This is a genomic window from Marinomonas sp. UCMA 3892, assembly GCF_012726345.1.
In the GTDB taxonomy this organism is placed as follows: Bacteria; Pseudomonadota; Gammaproteobacteria; order Pseudomonadales; family Marinomonadaceae; genus Marinomonas.
On record NZ_PTXN01000032.1, the window covers coordinates 1 to 16,310 of the forward strand.

General features: G+C 41.6%; 14 protein-coding genes and 6 tRNA genes. 19 read left to right on the forward strand and 1 reads right to left on the reverse strand.

The window, feature by feature from the left end; genetic code table 11:
• The first annotated feature begins 115 nt into the window (after positions 1-115).
• From B6N13_RS22855 to B6N13_RS22910, 12 genes are all read left to right on the forward strand, one after another.
• A tRNA-Glu gene (locus B6N13_RS22855) sits at positions 116-191 on the forward strand.
• Positions 192-274: 83 nt separating this feature from the next.
• Positions 275-349 (forward strand) — tRNA-Gly (locus tag B6N13_RS22860).
• A 60-nt stretch (positions 350-409) separates the two neighbouring features.
• Positions 410-485, forward strand: a tRNA-Glu gene (locus B6N13_RS22865).
• A gap of 65 nt (positions 486-550) precedes the next feature.
• Positions 551-626: transfer RNA gene (locus tag B6N13_RS22870), tRNA-Glu, on the forward strand.
• A 55-nt stretch (positions 627-681) separates the two neighbouring features.
• Positions 682-756: transfer RNA gene (locus tag B6N13_RS22875), tRNA-Gly, on the forward strand.
• Between the two features lie 27 nt (positions 757-783).
• Positions 784-859: transfer RNA gene (locus tag B6N13_RS22880), tRNA-Glu, on the forward strand.
• 48 nt (positions 860-907) lie between these two features.
• The gene (gene pabC, locus B6N13_RS22885) at positions 908-1,735 is read left to right on the forward strand and encodes an aminodeoxychorismate lyase (RefSeq protein WP_012069970.1); all 828 of its coding nucleotides are present in this window, start codon (positions 908-910) and stop codon (positions 1,733-1,735) included.
• A complete protein-coding gene (gene mltG, locus B6N13_RS22890; RefSeq protein WP_169460712.1) occupies positions 1,722-2,753 on the forward strand; it encodes an endolytic transglycosylase MltG in 1,032 nt (343 codons plus the stop codon). Before pabC ends, mltG begins: the two co-directional genes overlap by 14 nt.
• 11 nt (positions 2,754-2,764) lie before the next feature.
• Complete coding sequence (gene tmk, locus B6N13_RS22895) at positions 2,765-3,403, forward strand: dTMP kinase (RefSeq protein ID WP_169460713.1); 639 nt, start codon at positions 2,765-2,767, stop codon at positions 3,401-3,403.
• The gene (gene holB, locus B6N13_RS22900) at positions 3,404-4,342 is read left to right on the forward strand and encodes a DNA polymerase III subunit delta' (RefSeq protein WP_169460714.1); all 939 of its coding nucleotides are present in this window, start codon (positions 3,404-3,406) and stop codon (positions 4,340-4,342) included.
• A gap of 7 nt (positions 4,343-4,349) precedes the next feature.
• Positions 4,350-5,150: a TatD family hydrolase gene (locus B6N13_RS22905; protein ID WP_169460715.1), complete on the forward strand. Its 801-nt coding sequence runs from the start codon at positions 4,350-4,352 to the stop codon at positions 5,148-5,150.
• A gap of 217 nt (positions 5,151-5,367) precedes the next feature.
• A complete protein-coding gene (locus tag B6N13_RS22910; RefSeq protein ID WP_012069965.1) occupies positions 5,368-7,851 on the forward strand; it encodes an AAA family ATPase in 2,484 nt (827 codons plus the stop codon).
• Between the two features lie 8 nt (positions 7,852-7,859).
• Here the strand turns inward: B6N13_RS22910 and B6N13_RS22915 are convergent, their stop codons facing one another.
• On the reverse strand, positions 7,860-8,168 hold the full coding sequence (locus B6N13_RS22915) for a hypothetical protein (protein WP_048814000.1): 309 nt from the start codon (positions 8,166-8,168) through the stop codon (positions 7,860-7,862).
• Between the two features lie 223 nt (positions 8,169-8,391).
• On the opposite strand from B6N13_RS22915, the gene B6N13_RS22920 reads away from it, so the two are divergent.
• The 7 genes from B6N13_RS22920 (at position 8,392) to B6N13_RS22950 (ending at position 15,996) form a co-directional block, all read left to right on the forward strand.
• Complete coding sequence (locus tag B6N13_RS22920) at positions 8,392-8,817, forward strand: cytochrome b562 (RefSeq protein WP_169460716.1); 426 nt, start codon at positions 8,392-8,394, stop codon at positions 8,815-8,817.
• A 61-nt stretch (positions 8,818-8,878) separates the two neighbouring features.
• Entirely contained in the window at positions 8,879-9,232 is a 354-nt protein-coding gene (locus B6N13_RS22925) for a hypothetical protein (RefSeq protein WP_012069963.1), read from the forward strand.
• A gap of 139 nt (positions 9,233-9,371) precedes the next feature.
• A complete protein-coding gene (locus tag B6N13_RS22930; RefSeq protein WP_348981565.1) occupies positions 9,372-10,433 on the forward strand; it encodes an AraC family transcriptional regulator in 1,062 nt (353 codons plus the stop codon).
• Between the two features lie 140 nt (positions 10,434-10,573).
• Entirely contained in the window at positions 10,574-12,343 is a 1,770-nt protein-coding gene (locus B6N13_RS22935) for an acyl-CoA dehydrogenase (protein ID WP_169460718.1), read from the forward strand.
• Between the two features lie 53 nt (positions 12,344-12,396).
• Positions 12,397-14,046: an electron transfer flavoprotein-ubiquinone oxidoreductase gene (locus B6N13_RS22940; RefSeq protein ID WP_169460719.1), complete on the forward strand. Its 1,650-nt coding sequence runs from the start codon at positions 12,397-12,399 to the stop codon at positions 14,044-14,046.
• A gap of 134 nt (positions 14,047-14,180) precedes the next feature.
• Positions 14,181-14,630, forward strand: coding sequence for a YaiI/YqxD family protein (locus B6N13_RS22945; RefSeq protein ID WP_012069959.1), 450 nt, complete (start codon positions 14,181-14,183; stop codon positions 14,628-14,630).
• A 76-nt stretch (positions 14,631-14,706) separates the two neighbouring features.
• Complete coding sequence (locus B6N13_RS22950; RefSeq protein ID WP_012069958.1) at positions 14,707-15,996, forward strand: NAD(P)/FAD-dependent oxidoreductase; 1,290 nt, start codon at positions 14,707-14,709, stop codon at positions 15,994-15,996.
• Positions 15,997-16,310 lie beyond the last annotated feature (314 nt).

Consider the following 16,310-nt stretch of genomic DNA (forward strand, 5'->3'; position numbering starts at 1 on the left):
GAGCACAACCTTGCCAAGGTTGGGGTCGCGAGTTCGAGCCTCGTTTCCCGCTCCACTTTCTTTAAGTAGAAAGTTTGAAAAGAAAATAGTTGTAGCTCTATAAAAGCTAAATTGTGTCCCATTCGTCTAGAGGCCTAGGACACCGCCCTTTCACGGCGGTAACAGGGGTTCGAACCCCCTATGGGACGCCACTTTTAAATCAGTCTTGCAATTAGGCAAGTTTGATAAAACAGTCCACTCGTTTATGCGAATAAAGAGTAGGGGTGTTAGAAATGCGGGAATAGCTCAGTGGTAGAGCACAACCTTGCCAAGGTTGGGGTCGCGAGTTCGAGCCTCGTTTCCCGCTCCACTTTCTTTAAGTAGAAAGTTTGAAAAGAAGATAGTTATAGCTCTATAAAAGCTAAATTGTGTCCCATTCGTCTAGAGGCCTAGGACACCGCCCTTTCACGGCGGTAACAGGGGTTCGAACCCCCTATGGGACGCCACTTTTACATTTTTAATGTGAAAGTGATGTGAAGAAAGTTAAATTGTTAGTGTGATAAAAGTTTATGTCCCATTCGTCTAGAGGCCTAGGACACCGCCCTTTCACGGCGGTAACAGGGGTTCGAACCCCCTATGGGACGCCACTTTTACCTTTACTAAAGGTAAAATATTGCTAAGTAGTGTGTAGCAATAAAAAATGCGGGAATAGCTCAGTGGTAGAGCACAACCTTGCCAAGGTTGGGGTCGCGAGTTCGAGCCTCGTTTCCCGCTCCACTTTCTTTAAAGAGAAAGTTTTTATATGTCCCATTCGTCTAGAGGCCTAGGACACCGCCCTTTCACGGCGGTAACAGGGGTTCGAACCCCCTATGGGACGCCATCCTTTTTTGCGCTATCATAGCTAACCTTAATTTTTGAGTTTTTAGCCATGACTTGGTTCGTCAATTACAGATTAGACAAATCGGTTTCCGTTGCTGATCGTGGTTTGGCTTACGGTGATGGTGTATTTGAAACCATTCGTGTTTTTCCTCAGTGTTTCTTAAAAATCAACGATCATCTTTCTCGCCTTTATCGCGGGCTTGCTAAGCTTGCTATGCCTTTTTCTTTAGAGCAAAAATATTCCCTGTATAATTTTTTGTATTCCGATGTTTTGCCATTAATCCATGAGGAATCTGTCGTAAAAATTATGATCAGTCGAGGAGAGGGCGGAAGAGGCTATTTAGCACCTGAGAGCTGTATTCATTCCATTATTATCGGTATCCTACCTGCGCCTGATTATCAAGTTCATCGAGAAAAAGGTGTTTCACTTTCCGTTTCGCCAGTTCCTGTCAGTTCTAATCGATTTCTTGCTGGAATGAAACATTTAAACAGGCTTGAAAATGTGATTGCCAAGCAATATTTATCGTCGCCTGATTTTGAAGCAATTATGATGAATGGCAATCTAGAGCTGGTTGAGTGTATTCAGAGTAATCTTTTTTGGTGTAAGCAAGGTGTGCTCTATACCCCATCACTTGAGCAATCAGGTGTACAAGGTACTTATCGAAAAGCCATTATTGAATGTCAATATGATTACACAGTTCAAGTTGGTCGATTTCTGCTTGGCGATCTGATGGCTGCGGATGAAGTGTTTATTACCAATAGCCTCATGGGTATAGTGCCTGTCATTGGTGTTACAGGAGTGTCTTTTCCAATTGGAATTCATACTCGGAAATTACAAATTCTAATGCAAGCTAAGGATATGCATGGCGTTCATTAAGTGGGTTTACCGCATTGTTTTTTTATCCATTACTTTGTCGGCTATATTAGCTGGCTATCTTTATTATTCTATTACTGCTCCTGTGGAAATAACGTCTAAAGTAGAGTTTGAAGTTAAAGCGGGAGATACGGCTTATAGTTTAGGTAATGAGCTAAGTAAAAATGGGTTGATTGATAATCCATATTTAACTCGTGTGGTTGCTAAATTGCATTCAGAGTGGGTGCCAAAGGTTGGGAAGTATGCAATCAAGCCTGAGATGAATTTATTGGATATAATGGCGCTGTTTGATTCTGGGCAATCTATTTTCTACTCCATTACTTTGCTGGAAGGCAAGACAACTCGGGATTTTCTACTGTCAATGCAAGCTCGTGGAAATATCACTATGACCTTGCTAGATGCATCGAATGAAGAAATAGTAAAGAAAGTGGGGCTCGACGTTCCACATCCTGAGGGTCAATTTTTTGCTAATACTTATCGCTATCATGAAGGCGATACCGACGTTAGTATATTGAAACACGCTCATGAATTGATGACTCAAACATTGAACGATTTATGGGAGAAAAAAGCAGAAAACTTACCTTATAAATCGCCTTATGAGGCGTTGATTATGGCGTCTATTATCGAGAAAGAAACCGGTGTACCGTATGAACGACCATTAATATCTCAAGTGTTTATTAGCCGTTTAGAAAAAGGCATGCGCCTGCAAACAGATCCAACTGTTATTTATGGTCTTGGTGATTTATTCAAGGGCAATTTGACGCGCAAAGGTCTGCAGGACTCATCGCCTTATAATACTTACAGAATTTATGGTTTACCACCAACCCCAATAGCTAATGTCGGTCGTGAAGCTATTGAAGCTGCATTAAACCCAGAACAAACAAAGGCCTTGTATTTTGTTGCCAAAGGGGATGGCACTCATGCTTTTTCAAATACTTTGCAAGAGCATAATCAAGCGGTAAGGAAGTATCAGTTTAAACGACGAGAAGATTATCGTTCGACTCCGGTGATTGCGAAATAGAGGAAGGTTGTATGAGAGGTAAATTTATTTCGCTTGAGGGTGGAGAAGGTAGTGGTAAAACAACGGCGATTCATTTTATTCGCCAGTGGTTAGATGACCATAAAATTCCTTACATAATGACTCGTGAACCGGGCGGTACACCACTTGCTGAAGAGATCCGCCAGCTTGTTTTAACTCCACGAGACGAATCGGTGAACGATGTTACTGAGTTATTGCTTGTTTTTGCCGCGAGAGCGCAACATTTAGCGGAAAAAATTCAACCTGCATTAGAGAAGGGCACTTGGGTTATCAGCGATCGCTTTTTAGATTCAAGCTATGTTTATCAGGGCAAAGCTCGTGGTGGCGATATCACTATGCTTGATCAATTAGCAAATTGGGTGGTTGGCGATAATAAGCCCGATGCGACTCTAGTATTAGATGTGCCTGTTGAATTAGGGCAAGAGCGTGTGGTTCAGCGTCAGCATCAAGATCGCTTAGATAAAGAATCATTGACGTTCCATCAAAAAGTTCGTGATGGCTTTCTTGAACGCGCTGAAGCGGACCCTAAAAGAGTAAAAGTTGTTGATGCAAGCCAGTCTTTAGAATCAGTTAAAAGTCAGATTGAAGAGCAACTGGCAAAGCTAAATGAAGCTTGGGCTGGTGACTGTTAGATGACTAATATTGCTGATTGGTTGGTTCCTTGTTTGCGCCAGGTTCAGGTGCTGAAACAAACTAATAGTCTTTCGCATGCTTTATTGATTACTGGTGCTGATGGCGTTGGACAAGAAGAACTTGCCCATGAAATGGTCAAAGATTTAATGTGCGAAAGAAATCAGGCCGCAGCCTGTGGTACTTGTCATTCATGTCAGCTGATGAGCGCTGATACGCATCCTGATTTTCGCATTTTAGATGGCGAAGCCTCTACGATTAAAGTTGACCAAATTCGTTTATTAGTGCGTCAAATTAGCCAAAAGCCCCAAGTTGGACAAAATAAAGTCGTATTAATTACCCACGCCCAAGCGATGAATATTAATGCCGCCAACGCTGTGTTAAAAGCACTTGAAGAACCTGCCGATAGAACCTTTTTTGTTCTCACTAGTTCGCAATCAACCAGCCTTTTACCGACCATTCGCAGCCGTTGTTTATTGGTGAACGTCCCAACCCCAAGTATGAATGAAGTAAAATCCTGGCTGATGCAACAACCGGATGGTGAAACTTTGGGGGCGTTATTTTGGTTAACCACTCAGCCATTTCGCTTACTGGCGATTCAACAGCAAGGTAAAACTCAATTGTATGCAGCTTTACCTGATCAATTGTCGGCTATGTTGCGAGGAACTATATCAGTCAGTGCTGTATTGAAAGGTCTGGACAGTAGCAATATTGAAGATTACTGCAACGGCTTAGCTGCAATTTTACATCAATGTATTTGTCACTCGACTGGTGCGCCTATTGATGAAGCACTGCAGACGATTTACGACACGCTTATTGCTCGTTTAGGTATTCAAACCCTAATGTTGCGTTATCAATCTCTACAAAAATTGAAGTCTGACCTTCAAAAGACAAATTTAAACCCCATTATGCAACTCACACACGAATTGAATCAGTGGTAAACCAACTATGTTAATTGATACCCATTGCCATCTTGATATGCTCGATCTGGCTCCATATAACAATGATATAAACTCAGTCATTGATGCCGCGTATCGAAAGGGCGTTAGGCAGTTGCTCACTATTTCCGTCGACCTTAATAGAATGGATACCGTATTAGGGTTTACTACGCGCAACGGTGTCTACGCTAGTTGCGGTGTTCATCCTTTGCAAAGTGAAAGCCTTGTTACTGATGAAACTTTACTACGTCAGTATGCTGCCGACCCGAAAGTTATCGCAATAGGCGAAACGGGCTTAGATTATTTTTATGAAGCATCAACAGAGGCCCATGAAGCTCAGAAAGTGAGTTTTATTCATCACCTTCAAGCGGCAGGTAGTCTGGGCCTACCCGTGATTGTTCATACTCGAAATGCAAAAGAAGATACTCTTTCGTTGATTAAGCGATATGGTAATCGTGATAGCGCTGGCGTGCTGCATTGTTTTACTGAAGATTACGATATGGCAAAAGCCGCATTAGAAGAAAACTACTTAATTTCTATATCAGGCATTGTGACCTTTAAAACGGCACAAGATCTGAAAGAAACCGTACGCAAGCTGCCTTTAGAATCTTTAATTGTCGAAACAGATTCACCTTATTTAGCCCCAGTACCATATCGGGGCAAAAAAAATGAGCCCCAATACGTTTCTGAAGTTGCTCAATATGTGGCAGATTTGAAAGGTATTCGTTACGAAGCCTTACTAGAAGCGACCGCGGCTAACTTCCATCGAGTTTTTGCGAAAGCAAATCCGCAACATCAACTTCAGCTCTAGATTGTTTCACAAGGTTCTGTGTAATTGAGTAACAAAAAGTTGGACGGCTGGTGTTTTTTGCTAATAAAACAATGATATTTCCGCTTCCATATAGTCGAAGTGAAATCACAGTGTTAGTCTCAACATATTGTATTTATTTAAAATATTTGAAAGAAGAGCCTTCTTCTTTCGCAAGCCTATTTTCTGAATGGCTTGTTAGACATAAGGAAATTCATTGATGTCCAACATGGTTACTTCTCTACCGTATCAAGCTCTTTCAGCTAAGGTTCCTGCGGATCACCTAACTTTCAAAACATTAAACGATATTGAGCCACTTAGCGGCATTTTAGGTCAAGAACGTGCAGTTGAAGCTATTCAATTCGGTGTGGCGATGCAGCGTCCTGGCTACAATATTTTTGCTATGGGAGATTCTGGCACTGGTCGTTCTTCTTATGTATTAAGTTACTTAAAAAGTGAAGCTAAACGTCGTCCAGCACCTAATGAATGGGCTTATATTAATAACTTTACTGAAAGCCATCGCCCAAAAGCGCTGGAATTTTCGCCTGGTCAAGCTTCAGAATTTGAAAAAGAAATTCGAGCATTAATTGATGGTCTAATGGTTACCTTTCCAGCGGCTTTTGAAAATCCAACGTATCAGCAGCAGAAAAGTGTAATTGATCGTGCTTTTAACGATCAATACGAAGCCGCGATCAATAAAGTAGAGCGTGTTTCTGGCAAAATTGGTGTCGCTATGTTTCGTGACGCATCTTCTGTCAGTTTTGCTCCTATGAAAGATGGCAAAGCCTTAGAAGAAAATGAGTTTGCCGCATTGACGGATGACGAGCGAGATGCATTTCAAGAAGGTGTTTCGACACTTGAAGGATTACTTAATGAAGAGCTGTTGGGTTTACCGCAATGGAAACGTGCAACTTATGAGAAAATTCGTCAACTCAATTTAGATACTGTCAAAGAAGCTCTGGATCCATTGATGTCAGGCTTATTTGAAAAGTACCGAAATGATGCTGATATTACAGCGCACCTTACTGCGCTGAGAGACGATTTAGATAAAACTATCATAGATCAAATGGCTGATGACAAAGCGTCGGAAAACCGCGACGAAATTGGTCGTCGTCAATTTTATGAAGAACTGTATTTGCCGAATATCGCTATTACGCACGAAACTAATGGTGGGCAGCCTGTAGTGTACGAGCCGCATCCAACCTACCGCAATTTATTTGGTCAGGTAGAGCACAGTAGCGATCAAGGTATGTTGGTGACAAGCTACCGTTTGATTCGTTCTGGTAGTTTGCATGCGGCAAATGGCGGTTATTTAATCTTAGACGCTGAAAAGCTGCTAACAGACCATTATTTGTGGGAAGCACTTAAGCGCGCGCTAAAAAGCAAGACTATTAAAATTGAGCATCCTTATGCTGATATGGGCTTAATGAATACTACGACGCTTTCACCGCAGGATTTGCCTTTACAGGTGAAAGTTGTACTGATCGGTGCCCGCGATATTTATTACTTGTTGCAAGATGCGGATCCAGATTTTCAAGAAATGTTCCGAGTTCTAGTCGATTTTGACGATACTCTTAAACGCTCTAAAGATTCAGAGTTGTCTTTTGCTCGCCTTATGAAGGATAGAGTAGATAAAGAAGAGTATGCCAACGTGACGCGTGATGGCGTTGCTGCTTTGATCGAATACAGCAGCCGTCTAGCAGAACACCAACGTGAAATGGCCGCCAAAATTGGTGATGTGTTTGAATTATTGGGCGAGGCCGATTTTGTTCGTCAGATGGCGAAAGACAGCGAAATCACAGCGGAACATATTGCTCGTGCTTTAAAGGCAAAAAAACATCGCACAGGGCGAGTCAGTGAGAAAATCATTGAAGAGATCATTGAAGGTACGGTGTTACTAGAAAGTGACGGTTATGCGGTTGGTAAAATCAACGGTTTAACCGTCATGCAGATTGGCGATAGTAGCTTTGGTGCACCTGCTCGTATTTCTACAACGGTTTATCCGGGTGGTAAAGGTATTATTGATATCGAGCGAGAGTCGAATCTAGGTCAAAATATTCACTCTAAAGGTGTGTTGATCTTGTCTGGTTATCTTGGCAACAAGTATGCTCAGCGCTTTCCATTAGATATTTCCGCTTCTATCGCTATGGAGCAGAGTTACGGTTATATAGACGGCGATAGTGCTTCTACGGCAGAGTTGTGTTGTTTGCTATCTGCATTGATTCAAGTGCCTCTACGTCAGGATCTTGCTATTACTGGCTCTTTAAATCAGTACGGTGAGATTCAGGCGATTGGTGGGGTGAATGAAAAAATTGAAGGTTTCTTTAATGTTTGTAATGCCCGTGGATTAACAGGCACGCAAGGTGTGATTATTCCTAAATCTAATGCCGTGAATTTAATGCTAAGCGATGAGATTGTTGAGGCTGTACAAGCGGGAATGTTTCATGTTTATGCTATTTCTACCGCTGACGAGGCATTGCATTTACTGACAGGTATTGAGCCTGGCGTTGCTGATGAAGAGGGGGAATACCCAGAAGGCACGTTATCAGCTCGAGTAATCGAACGGCTTGAGGAAATATCTAAGCTTGGTGAAGAAGAGGAAGACGAAGACGAAGATTCTGAAGAAGAATCGGATGATTCCTCAAAAACAGATAAAGATAAAAAATCTGAAAAAGTGAAAAAAACAGAAAAAACTAAAAAATAAATGACAAGCTAGTGCTTGCCATTGGTCCTTTTTATGATTTCAGTTTTGCATTTCGAGTTCACTAAAGAAAAAACTGTGTAATAGAGGTCGTCTGCTTTGACATAAATATAGCTGGCGACCTCTTTTCTTTTACTCGGAAGATGTTTTTTTAAAACTAATGCATTTTTAAAGGTTTTACCGCTCATGTACTTTTGAGCTTCTTTATCTGCGGCAAGCTTTGCATCAAAGTCGCTGCACTCCGCGAAAGTGTAACTGCTTATTGCCAAACTGAGCAAAACAAGCAATTTATATCTAAACTTAAAAATATTGAACTCCATTACGATTCAAATGACTAATCTACCTGATAAGCTAGCGAAGTTTGTAAGATACACGCCAAATACGTCTTGTGTCATTAGTGAATATATATTAACAAAGCTAAAGTAGTTATAACGATTACAATATAGTAGGTGTTTTTTCAACAAGCATGTTATTTTAAACACATTGTTTTAGACGATTAACAAAGCCTCGAGCTTAAGTATTTTGGGATGAAAAGGTGCATTTATGAAAAAAGGTCTTCTTACTGCCGCAGTTATTTCTATAACGTGCTCTTCTGCTGTTTTTGCGCACGGTTCATGCGAAACAGAGCTACATGGATATATGCTAAATATCAAAGATGATATGCGTGCCATGTCATCTGATATTAAATCTGGGGACAATCAATCTGCAGTAAAGCGTGTAGATTCTCTTATAGGTTATTTTGAAAAATCACGCAGCGAAACGCCTCATAAATTTATCCACGATGATCTAAAAGGTGCAGAGTTAAAGTCTCAAACTGCTGAATATCAAAAAGTTGTTGATGGAATGATTGCCGTACTGAAAGATCTAGAAGGCGCTTTGCAGTCTGGTGACTCTTCTAAAGTCAGAGAATTGCTTGGAGCAATAGGTGAAAAAAGAAATTTAGGTCACAGTTCTTTTAAGGATTGCTAGTTCTGCTGGATGACCTAGCATGAATTCACTGCTACAATGCGCGCGATAAAGAGAGGATATTATGGCTCGTGTTAAAAAATCGCGCAGTATGCGTGGCAAACTTGGAAAAACTGGTTCAAAAGAGATGATGAAAGAGCAAAACAAAGCTCGTAAATCTTCACCAACTCGCCGTTTTGTGACAAAGAAATCCAAGGAACGCAAAGAACAAGCGCACAAGAAACTTGAACGATTAGGATTGCTTCCAGAAAAAGAAGCTGGGGCTGCACCTGTGCGTCCTCGTCGTTTTGTTTTCGTGAAACCTGTTGATGAAAAAGCAGAACAAGCGGAAGCTATTGAAAACCTAAACAACATCGATACAGATAGTGAAGATTTGTCATTAGACGAATTGTTGTCTGCCTTTACTGAGCAAAAATAAACGAACGAAAGTAAAAGCAGAAAAATAAGTAAATAAATGTAAAATAAAAAAGGCTGCAGATGCAGCCTTTTTTTATGTTAAAAAAGCGCCATACAATAAAAATTTTGACTTAAATTATATGTTAAATAAGGTGATAACTGTGAAAGCTTCAGTTCCGATGTCGAGTGTTCGCTATCTTTTAAAAGCGATTGAAGGTCAAGGGCTAGACCGTCAGTCGGTGTTAGACAGTTTAGAGCTAACACAAGATGAAATAGAGCAGAGCGACTCGTTCCCCGCTTATCGTTACGGAATGCTTTATCAGAAAATCATGTGGCTCATGCAAGATGAGTCTTTTGGTATGTTGAGTGGCGGTAAGGTACCAAATGGTACTTTTAGAATGATGTGTCTTTGTATCATACATGCACGAAGTCTTGCTCATGCCTTGTATCGATGTAGTGATTTTTATGAGATTTGCCGAGGCCCAAGAGTTAAGCCGGTGTTAATTAAAAAAGGTCGATTTGCCATGGTGACCTTTGCCCCCTTGGATTCTTCCGAAGAAAATATCAGTGAATTAGTTGTGCCTGAGTCAAAAGAGCAGTTAAGAACAACTCTTTCTATGTGGCACCATTTTATTTGTTGGTTAATTGGGCGTCGATTAAACTTGAAGGCGGCTTATTTTACCAGTGAGCGTCCAGACGATGTTGAATATTACAAAACTCTTTTCCAATCAGAAGTTAGGTTTAACCAGCACGCTAACGCTTTAGTATTTCCTGCCAGTTACCTAGATATGCCCATTGTTCAAACAGAAGACAGTTTAAGGGGCTTCTTAAAAACGGCGCCTTATCAGCTATTAGTAATGGTAGAAAATGACAACAGCTTAAAATCACAAGTCATGGCCATGCTTGGGAAGGATTTCTCAAGAGAAATGCCGAGTGCTGATGAAGTGGCGAGTGCCCTTAATATGAGTGTATCGACACTACGTCGGCGTCTAAACGACGAAAAAACCTCTTACCAAAGCATCAAAGATGATTGCCGTAAAGAAGCGGCAATTACCTATATGAATGCACCTCAGTTAAGTATCAATGATATCGCCGCATTAATGGGGTTTGATGAACCTAGTGCTTTTTTCCGCTCTTTTAAAAAATGGACGGGGATGACTCCTGGCGAATATCGAAAAAGTGAGGAATATTTAAAATTTGGTAAAGCAATGAAACGCGCATAAGTTATACCTTTAACGCTTTTTATGTTATGTCATGAATGTATTTGTCAGAAATATAGGCCTGAATTGTTATTGAGAGATTTGTTATATTTTTCCATTCTATAGACATAAATCCGCTCGGATAACTAACCGGAGAATAAAAAATGAGCGAATACCTATATCCAATCAATGACATTCTATTCAGCTTACGTTCTGTTGCTAAAACAGAGCGTCTTACACCTTATTTAGAAGATGCTATCGATAACGATCTGTTAGAAGCGATTCTTGGAGAGGCAGGTAAATTAGCCGAGCAAGTTATCGCGCCTATCAACGCCAGTGGAGACAAAGAAGGCTCGCGGGTTGAAAATGGTGAGGTGATCGAAGCAAAAGGCTTTAAAGAAGCCTTCAAAGCGTATTCAGAAGGAGGTTGGATTGGTTTATCCGGCGACCCAGAATACGGTGGTCAAGGCCTTCCTTCTTATGTAGCAACCGCTGTTAACGAAGGTGTTCAAGCGGCCAATCTAGCTTTTTCTTTGTGCCCTTTGTTAAGCTTAGGAGCAATTGAGGCGATTAGTTTGCATGCTAGTGCTGAGTTAAAGAATTTATACCTTCCTAAAATGTTGGCTGGCGAATGGGCTGGTACAATGAACCTTACAGAGCCTGCTGCTGGCTCAGATCTCGCTGCCATTGCTTGTAAAGCCACGCCAGATGGTGATGTATTTCGTATCAAGGGGCAAAAGATTTTCATCACTTGGGGAGATCATCAAATGAGTGACAACATCATTCATTTGGTCTTAGCTCGTCTGCCAAATGCCCCAGATGGTGTGAAAGGCATTTCTTTGTTTATCGTCCCAAAATTCATTTTAAATGATCTGGGTGAGCCTGCTCATCGCAATGATGTACAAGTAGTTTCGGTTGAACATAAAATGGGAATTCATGCATCGCCAACGTGTGTAATGAGCTTTGGCGATAAAGAAGGCGCAGTGGGCTACCTTGTTGGCCAAGAGAACGAAGGCATAAAAGCTATGTTCACTATGATGAACAATGCAAGACAAGGTGTTGGTTTGCAAGGTTTGGCTATCTCAGAGCGAGCATATCAACAAGCACTAGCCTATGCGAAAGAGCGTAAGCAGGGAATGAATGTGGAGCGAACAGCTCGAGCTGCTATTATCGAGCACCCCGATGTACTTCGTATGCTAATGACAATGAAATCACAAATCGATGCGATGCGTTCTCTTATCTATGTAGCTGCGGTTGAAAATGACATGTCTCATCTTGCTTCAGGCGATGATCAACAGCAGGCTATCGCTCGAACCGCACTATATACTCCTATTGTAAAAGGTTGGATAACTGAGCAAGCTCAAGAAATTACTTCCTTAGCGGTTCAAGTACATGGAGGCATGGGATTCATTGAAGAAACGGGCGTTGCCCAACATGCGCGTGATGCACGAATCCTACCAATTTATGAAGGCACTAATGGTATACAAGCAATTGATTTGATTGGCCGTAAATTGCATTCAGACAAAGGTGCCGCCATGATGTCGTTACTAGCAGACATTGAAGCTGAAGTAGCCGAATGGCAAACATCCTCTGTTAGTGCTTATGCAGATAAAGTGAAGGCTGTACTAGATCAGGCTAAATCGGCAACTGAGACTTGTTTAACTGCTATGCAAAAGAACCCTGTTTTGGGTACAGGTTTAGCGTATTCTTATATGATGTTAATGGGCTATTTGGTTGGTGCTTGGTTACAAGTAAGAGCTTTACATGCTGTGCAGAATGATGAAAAGCTTGATGAATCACAAAAAAGCTCTTGGGGACATTCGGTCGCATTTTATTGTGATCATGTTTTGCCGAGAGCTTTAGGGCATACTCATTCTATAATGTTTGGATCAACAACAGTTGACAATATAAACAAAAATGCTTTCAATCGATGAAAAGCATTTTATGACTATAGAGAATGCCCTAAAAAAATAAAATGGGAGGCAACATGTCAGATAGAGAAGTAATGGAGTTTGATGTATTAATCATCGGTGGTGGACCTGCTGGGTTATCTGCTGCTTGCCGTATTATGCAAAAAGCGCAGGCTGAAGAAAAAGAAATTAGCGTTTGTTTGGTTGAGAAAGGTTCTGAAATAGGTGCGCACATACTATCTGGCGCCGTCGTCGATCCAAGTGCTCTAACTGAGCTGTTCCCAGAATGGCAAGAAATGGGCGCACCATTAAATACCAAAGTAAATGTCGACGAGCTTCATTGGTTGGGTTCAGAGGTAGCGTCTAAAAAATTTAGTCATTGGATGATTCCAAAGACGCTACATAACGATGGCAATTATATTATTAGCCTTGGCAACCTATGTCGCTGGCTTGCAGAGCAAGCTGAATCTTTGGGTGTAGAAGTCTTTCCTGGTTTTTCTGCGGCGCATATTGCTTACGATGATAAAGGCAATGTCGAAGGTATTATTACGGGAGATATGGGATTAGCTGCTGATGGCTCTGAAAAAGATGGCTTTATGCCTGGAATGTTGTTGAAAGCTAAATACACCATCTTTTCTGAGGGGTGTCGCGGACATCTGGGCAAAGAACTTCTTGCGCGTTTTGAATTGGATAAAGACAGGGCTCCTCAACATTATGGTCTTGGTATAAAAGAGCTGTGGGATGTTCCTGAATCTCAAAGTAAGCCGGGTACAGTTATTCATACCGCTGGTTGGCCGCTAGGTAACGAAGCGGGCGGTGGAGGATTTTTATATCATTTAGAAAATAATCAGGTAGTGGTTGGTCTCATTGTCGATTTAAACTATAAAAACCCATACCTAAGTCCTTATGAGGAGTTCCAAAAATACAAGCACCATCCTGTTATCTCTAAGCATTTGAAAGGTGCCAAACGGGTTTCTTATGGCGCTAGGGCAATTGCTAAAGGTGGTTGGGCGTCATTACCTAAAATGAGTTTTCCTGGTGGGTTGGTAATTGGCTGTGATGCCGGTACGTTAAACCCTGCCAAAATCAAAGGGACTCACACAGCGATGAAGAGCGGTATGTTAGCTGCAGAAAGTATTTATGATGCGCTGCAATCAGAAACTCCAGCAGCAGATTTGGTTCAATTTAATGATGCTGTGAGTAATTCTTGGCTAGGGAAGGAATTACAGCAAGCACGTAACTTTGTTCCAGTGATGCACAAACTTGGTACTTTCTGGGGTGGTGCATACAACTGGTTAGATCAAAATATATTTTCAGGCGGCTTGCCATTCACTTTCAATGATATGACACCAGACTATGCGTGCATGGAGTTAGCGGAGAATCACGTTGCACCGGAATATAAAAAGCCAGATGGTTTATTGAGCTTTGACAAACTATCCTCCGTATTTTTGTCGAATACCAACCATGAAGAGAATCAGCCATGCCATCTAAAATTAAAAGATGCGGCGATTCCAATACAAAGTAATTTACCAAAATATAATGAGCCCGCTCAACGATATTGTCCGGCTGGCGTTTATGAAGTAGTTGAGTCCAATAATGAATCCATTTTCCAGATAAATTCACAAAATTGTATTCATTGTAAAACCTGTGACATCAAAGACCCTGCACAAAATATCACATGGGTAACGCCAGAAGGTTCTGGTGGGCCAAACTACCCAAATATGTAGATTCTCTCAAATATATAGTCTCTATGACTGTTAGAACAAACGGATCACTTATATGTGCTCCGTTTGTTCTTATTCACTACTGGATTTCACTTTTCGAGTGATGAATAATAGTGCCCTACAAAAAGGGGAATCCTATGCGCTTGTGGGTCGATGCTGACGCCTGTCCAAATGTTATTAAAACCATTCTTTTTCGTGCTGCTGAACGTCTTGAAATTTCCTGTATTTTGGTCGCCAATCAAGCCATATCCATTCCGCCATCAAAATGGATCGAACGCCGTGTGGTGAGCGCAGGCTTTGATGTTGCTGATAATTACATTGTCGATAATGTCGACATTCAAGATTTAGTGATTACTGCGGATATCCCTTTGGCATCAGATGTAATCGAAAAAGGTGCTTTGGCAATTAACCCTCGTGGTGAGCTTTATACAAAAGAAAATATTAAACAGCGTCTAGGTATGCGGGACTTCATGGAGCAAATGCGCTCTTCAGGTATCCAAACTGGTGGTCCTACAGTATTTAGTCAGCAAGATAGAATGGCTTTTGCAAACACATTAGATAAGTTATTAGCCCAAAGAATGAAATAAAGGTTTCCTGTCGAGGAATCTGGAAAGTGTTTAATGAATGCTTTCCAGATTATTCAATGTTTATAGGGGATTTTGTATGAAAAAAATCGTGGTTGTTGGCGGTGGTGCCGGTGGTTTGGAGCTGGTTACCAAGTTGGGACATCGATTTGGTAAAAAGCGCCAAGCAGAGATTGTACTTATTGATAAAAGTCAGACTCACATTTGGAAACCTCTGTTGCATGAAGTAGCAACTGGGTCGCTGGACATTAATAACGATGGTGTCAATTACCGAGCCCATGCTGCAAAACACTATTATCAGTTTCAATTAGGAACGCTAATGGGAGTCGACCCAGAAGCGCGTACATTGACACTAGACTCTCTTTCTGACGATATGGGTCACATTGTATTACCTGAACGCACTATTTCTTATGACATTCTTGTTATGGCTGTGGGCAGTGTGAGTAACGATTTCGGCACTCCAGGTGTACGAGAGCATTGTTATTTTCTAGATTCACATAAACAAGCTGAGCGTTTCCAACAAGCGCTTTTGAACCAGTTCTTACGTGTTCATCAAGAAGGTGCCGATGCAAAGTTGAAGCTAGCCATTGTAGGGGGTGGCGCAACTGGGGTTGAATTATCTGCTGAACTGTTTCATGTTGCTGATATGCTAAAAGCTTATGGCATGCCTGAAATGTCTGGCAAACGAGTTAATATTCAACTTATTGAAGCCGGCCCCAGAATACTTGCAGCCTTACCAGATCGAATTGCCTCTTTAGCAACAAAAGAGCTTATTCACTTAGGCGTCACGATAAGTCAAAGCACTCGAGTTGTCAGAGCTTATGATGGCGGATTTCAAACAGCGGACGAGAAAAATATTGAAGCAGATCTCATGATTTGGGCTGCGGGTGTAAAAGCACCAGACTTCGTAGCCAAGATTGAAGGCTTTGAAACCACGAGAAACAACCAAATATTAGTTAAAGGTACATTACAGACAACAAGGTTTGAGAACATTTATGTGATTGGCGACTGCTGTGCATGTAAACAAGCTGATGGTTCTTTTGTTCCGCCTAGAGCGCAATCTGCTCACCAAATGGCTTCGTTGGTGTTTGATAACATCAAAGCATCTTTCTTGAGCGAGCCATTAAAAGAATATACTTATAAAGATTATGGGTCCTTAGTTAATCTGAGCCGTTATAGCACAGTGGGTAATCTAATGGGTAACCTGATGGGCGGCTCCATGTTTATAGAAGGACGTATTGCTCGTTTCGTTTATGTTTCCTTATACAGACTTCACCTCATTGCGATACATGGCTGGTTTAAAGCCACAGTGATCATGGCAGCGCAAAAGATTGGTAAGGTCGTTAAGCCAAAGCTTAAGCTGCATTAATTCCTAGCCTACCCAAATTATTTAGAAAACCGAGTCATTACGAACTCGGTTTTTTTGTTTGCCCAGCGAAGCTGGCAAACCCGTCAGGTTGTAAGAAACCTGTCTCACCCCGACTGGGGGGAAGAGAATCCGAATCGCAAGGGCGTTGCTGGCCAACGGCAGGGTCTGAAGGAAGCGATAGGAAGTTAACAGTACACAACGCAAGTGAACCTGCTTCGGCAGTTTAGGTGGGTAAGCGTGCAAAATAGCGCAAAGCCCGATACTCAGTCAGACCTAGGCTGTGTTTGAGGGTGGCATTGTTAACAGGGCGTCAG

Excerpts from the sequence above, each read along its gene's own strand:
- pabC (WP_012069970.1), top strand. The coding sequence starts at position 908 with ATGACTTGGTTCGTCAATTACAGATTAGACAAATCGGTTTCCGTTGCT.
- mltG (WP_169460712.1), top strand. The coding sequence starts at position 1,722 with ATGGCGTTCATTAAGTGGGTTTACCGCATTGTTTTTTTATCCATTACT.
- tmk (WP_169460713.1), top strand. The coding sequence starts at position 2,765 with ATGAGAGGTAAATTTATTTCGCTTGAGGGTGGAGAAGGTAGTGGTAAA.
- holB (WP_169460714.1), top strand. The coding sequence starts at position 3,404 with ATGACTAATATTGCTGATTGGTTGGTTCCTTGTTTGCGCCAGGTTCAG.
- B6N13_RS22905 (WP_169460715.1), top strand. The coding sequence starts at position 4,350 with ATGTTAATTGATACCCATTGCCATCTTGATATGCTCGATCTGGCTCCA.
- B6N13_RS22910 (WP_012069965.1), top strand. The coding sequence starts at position 5,368 with ATGTCCAACATGGTTACTTCTCTACCGTATCAAGCTCTTTCAGCTAAG.
- B6N13_RS22915 (WP_048814000.1), bottom strand. The coding sequence starts at position 8,168 with ATGGAGTTCAATATTTTTAAGTTTAGATATAAATTGCTTGTTTTGCTC.
- B6N13_RS22920 (WP_169460716.1), top strand. The coding sequence starts at position 8,392 with ATGAAAAAAGGTCTTCTTACTGCCGCAGTTATTTCTATAACGTGCTCT.
- B6N13_RS22925 (WP_012069963.1), top strand. The coding sequence starts at position 8,879 with ATGGCTCGTGTTAAAAAATCGCGCAGTATGCGTGGCAAACTTGGAAAA.
- B6N13_RS22935 (WP_169460718.1), top strand. The coding sequence starts at position 10,574 with ATGAGCGAATACCTATATCCAATCAATGACATTCTATTCAGCTTACGT.
- B6N13_RS22940 (WP_169460719.1), top strand. The coding sequence starts at position 12,397 with ATGTCAGATAGAGAAGTAATGGAGTTTGATGTATTAATCATCGGTGGT.
- B6N13_RS22945 (WP_012069959.1), top strand. The coding sequence starts at position 14,181 with ATGCGCTTGTGGGTCGATGCTGACGCCTGTCCAAATGTTATTAAAACC.
- B6N13_RS22950 (WP_012069958.1), top strand. The coding sequence starts at position 14,707 with ATGAAAAAAATCGTGGTTGTTGGCGGTGGTGCCGGTGGTTTGGAGCTG.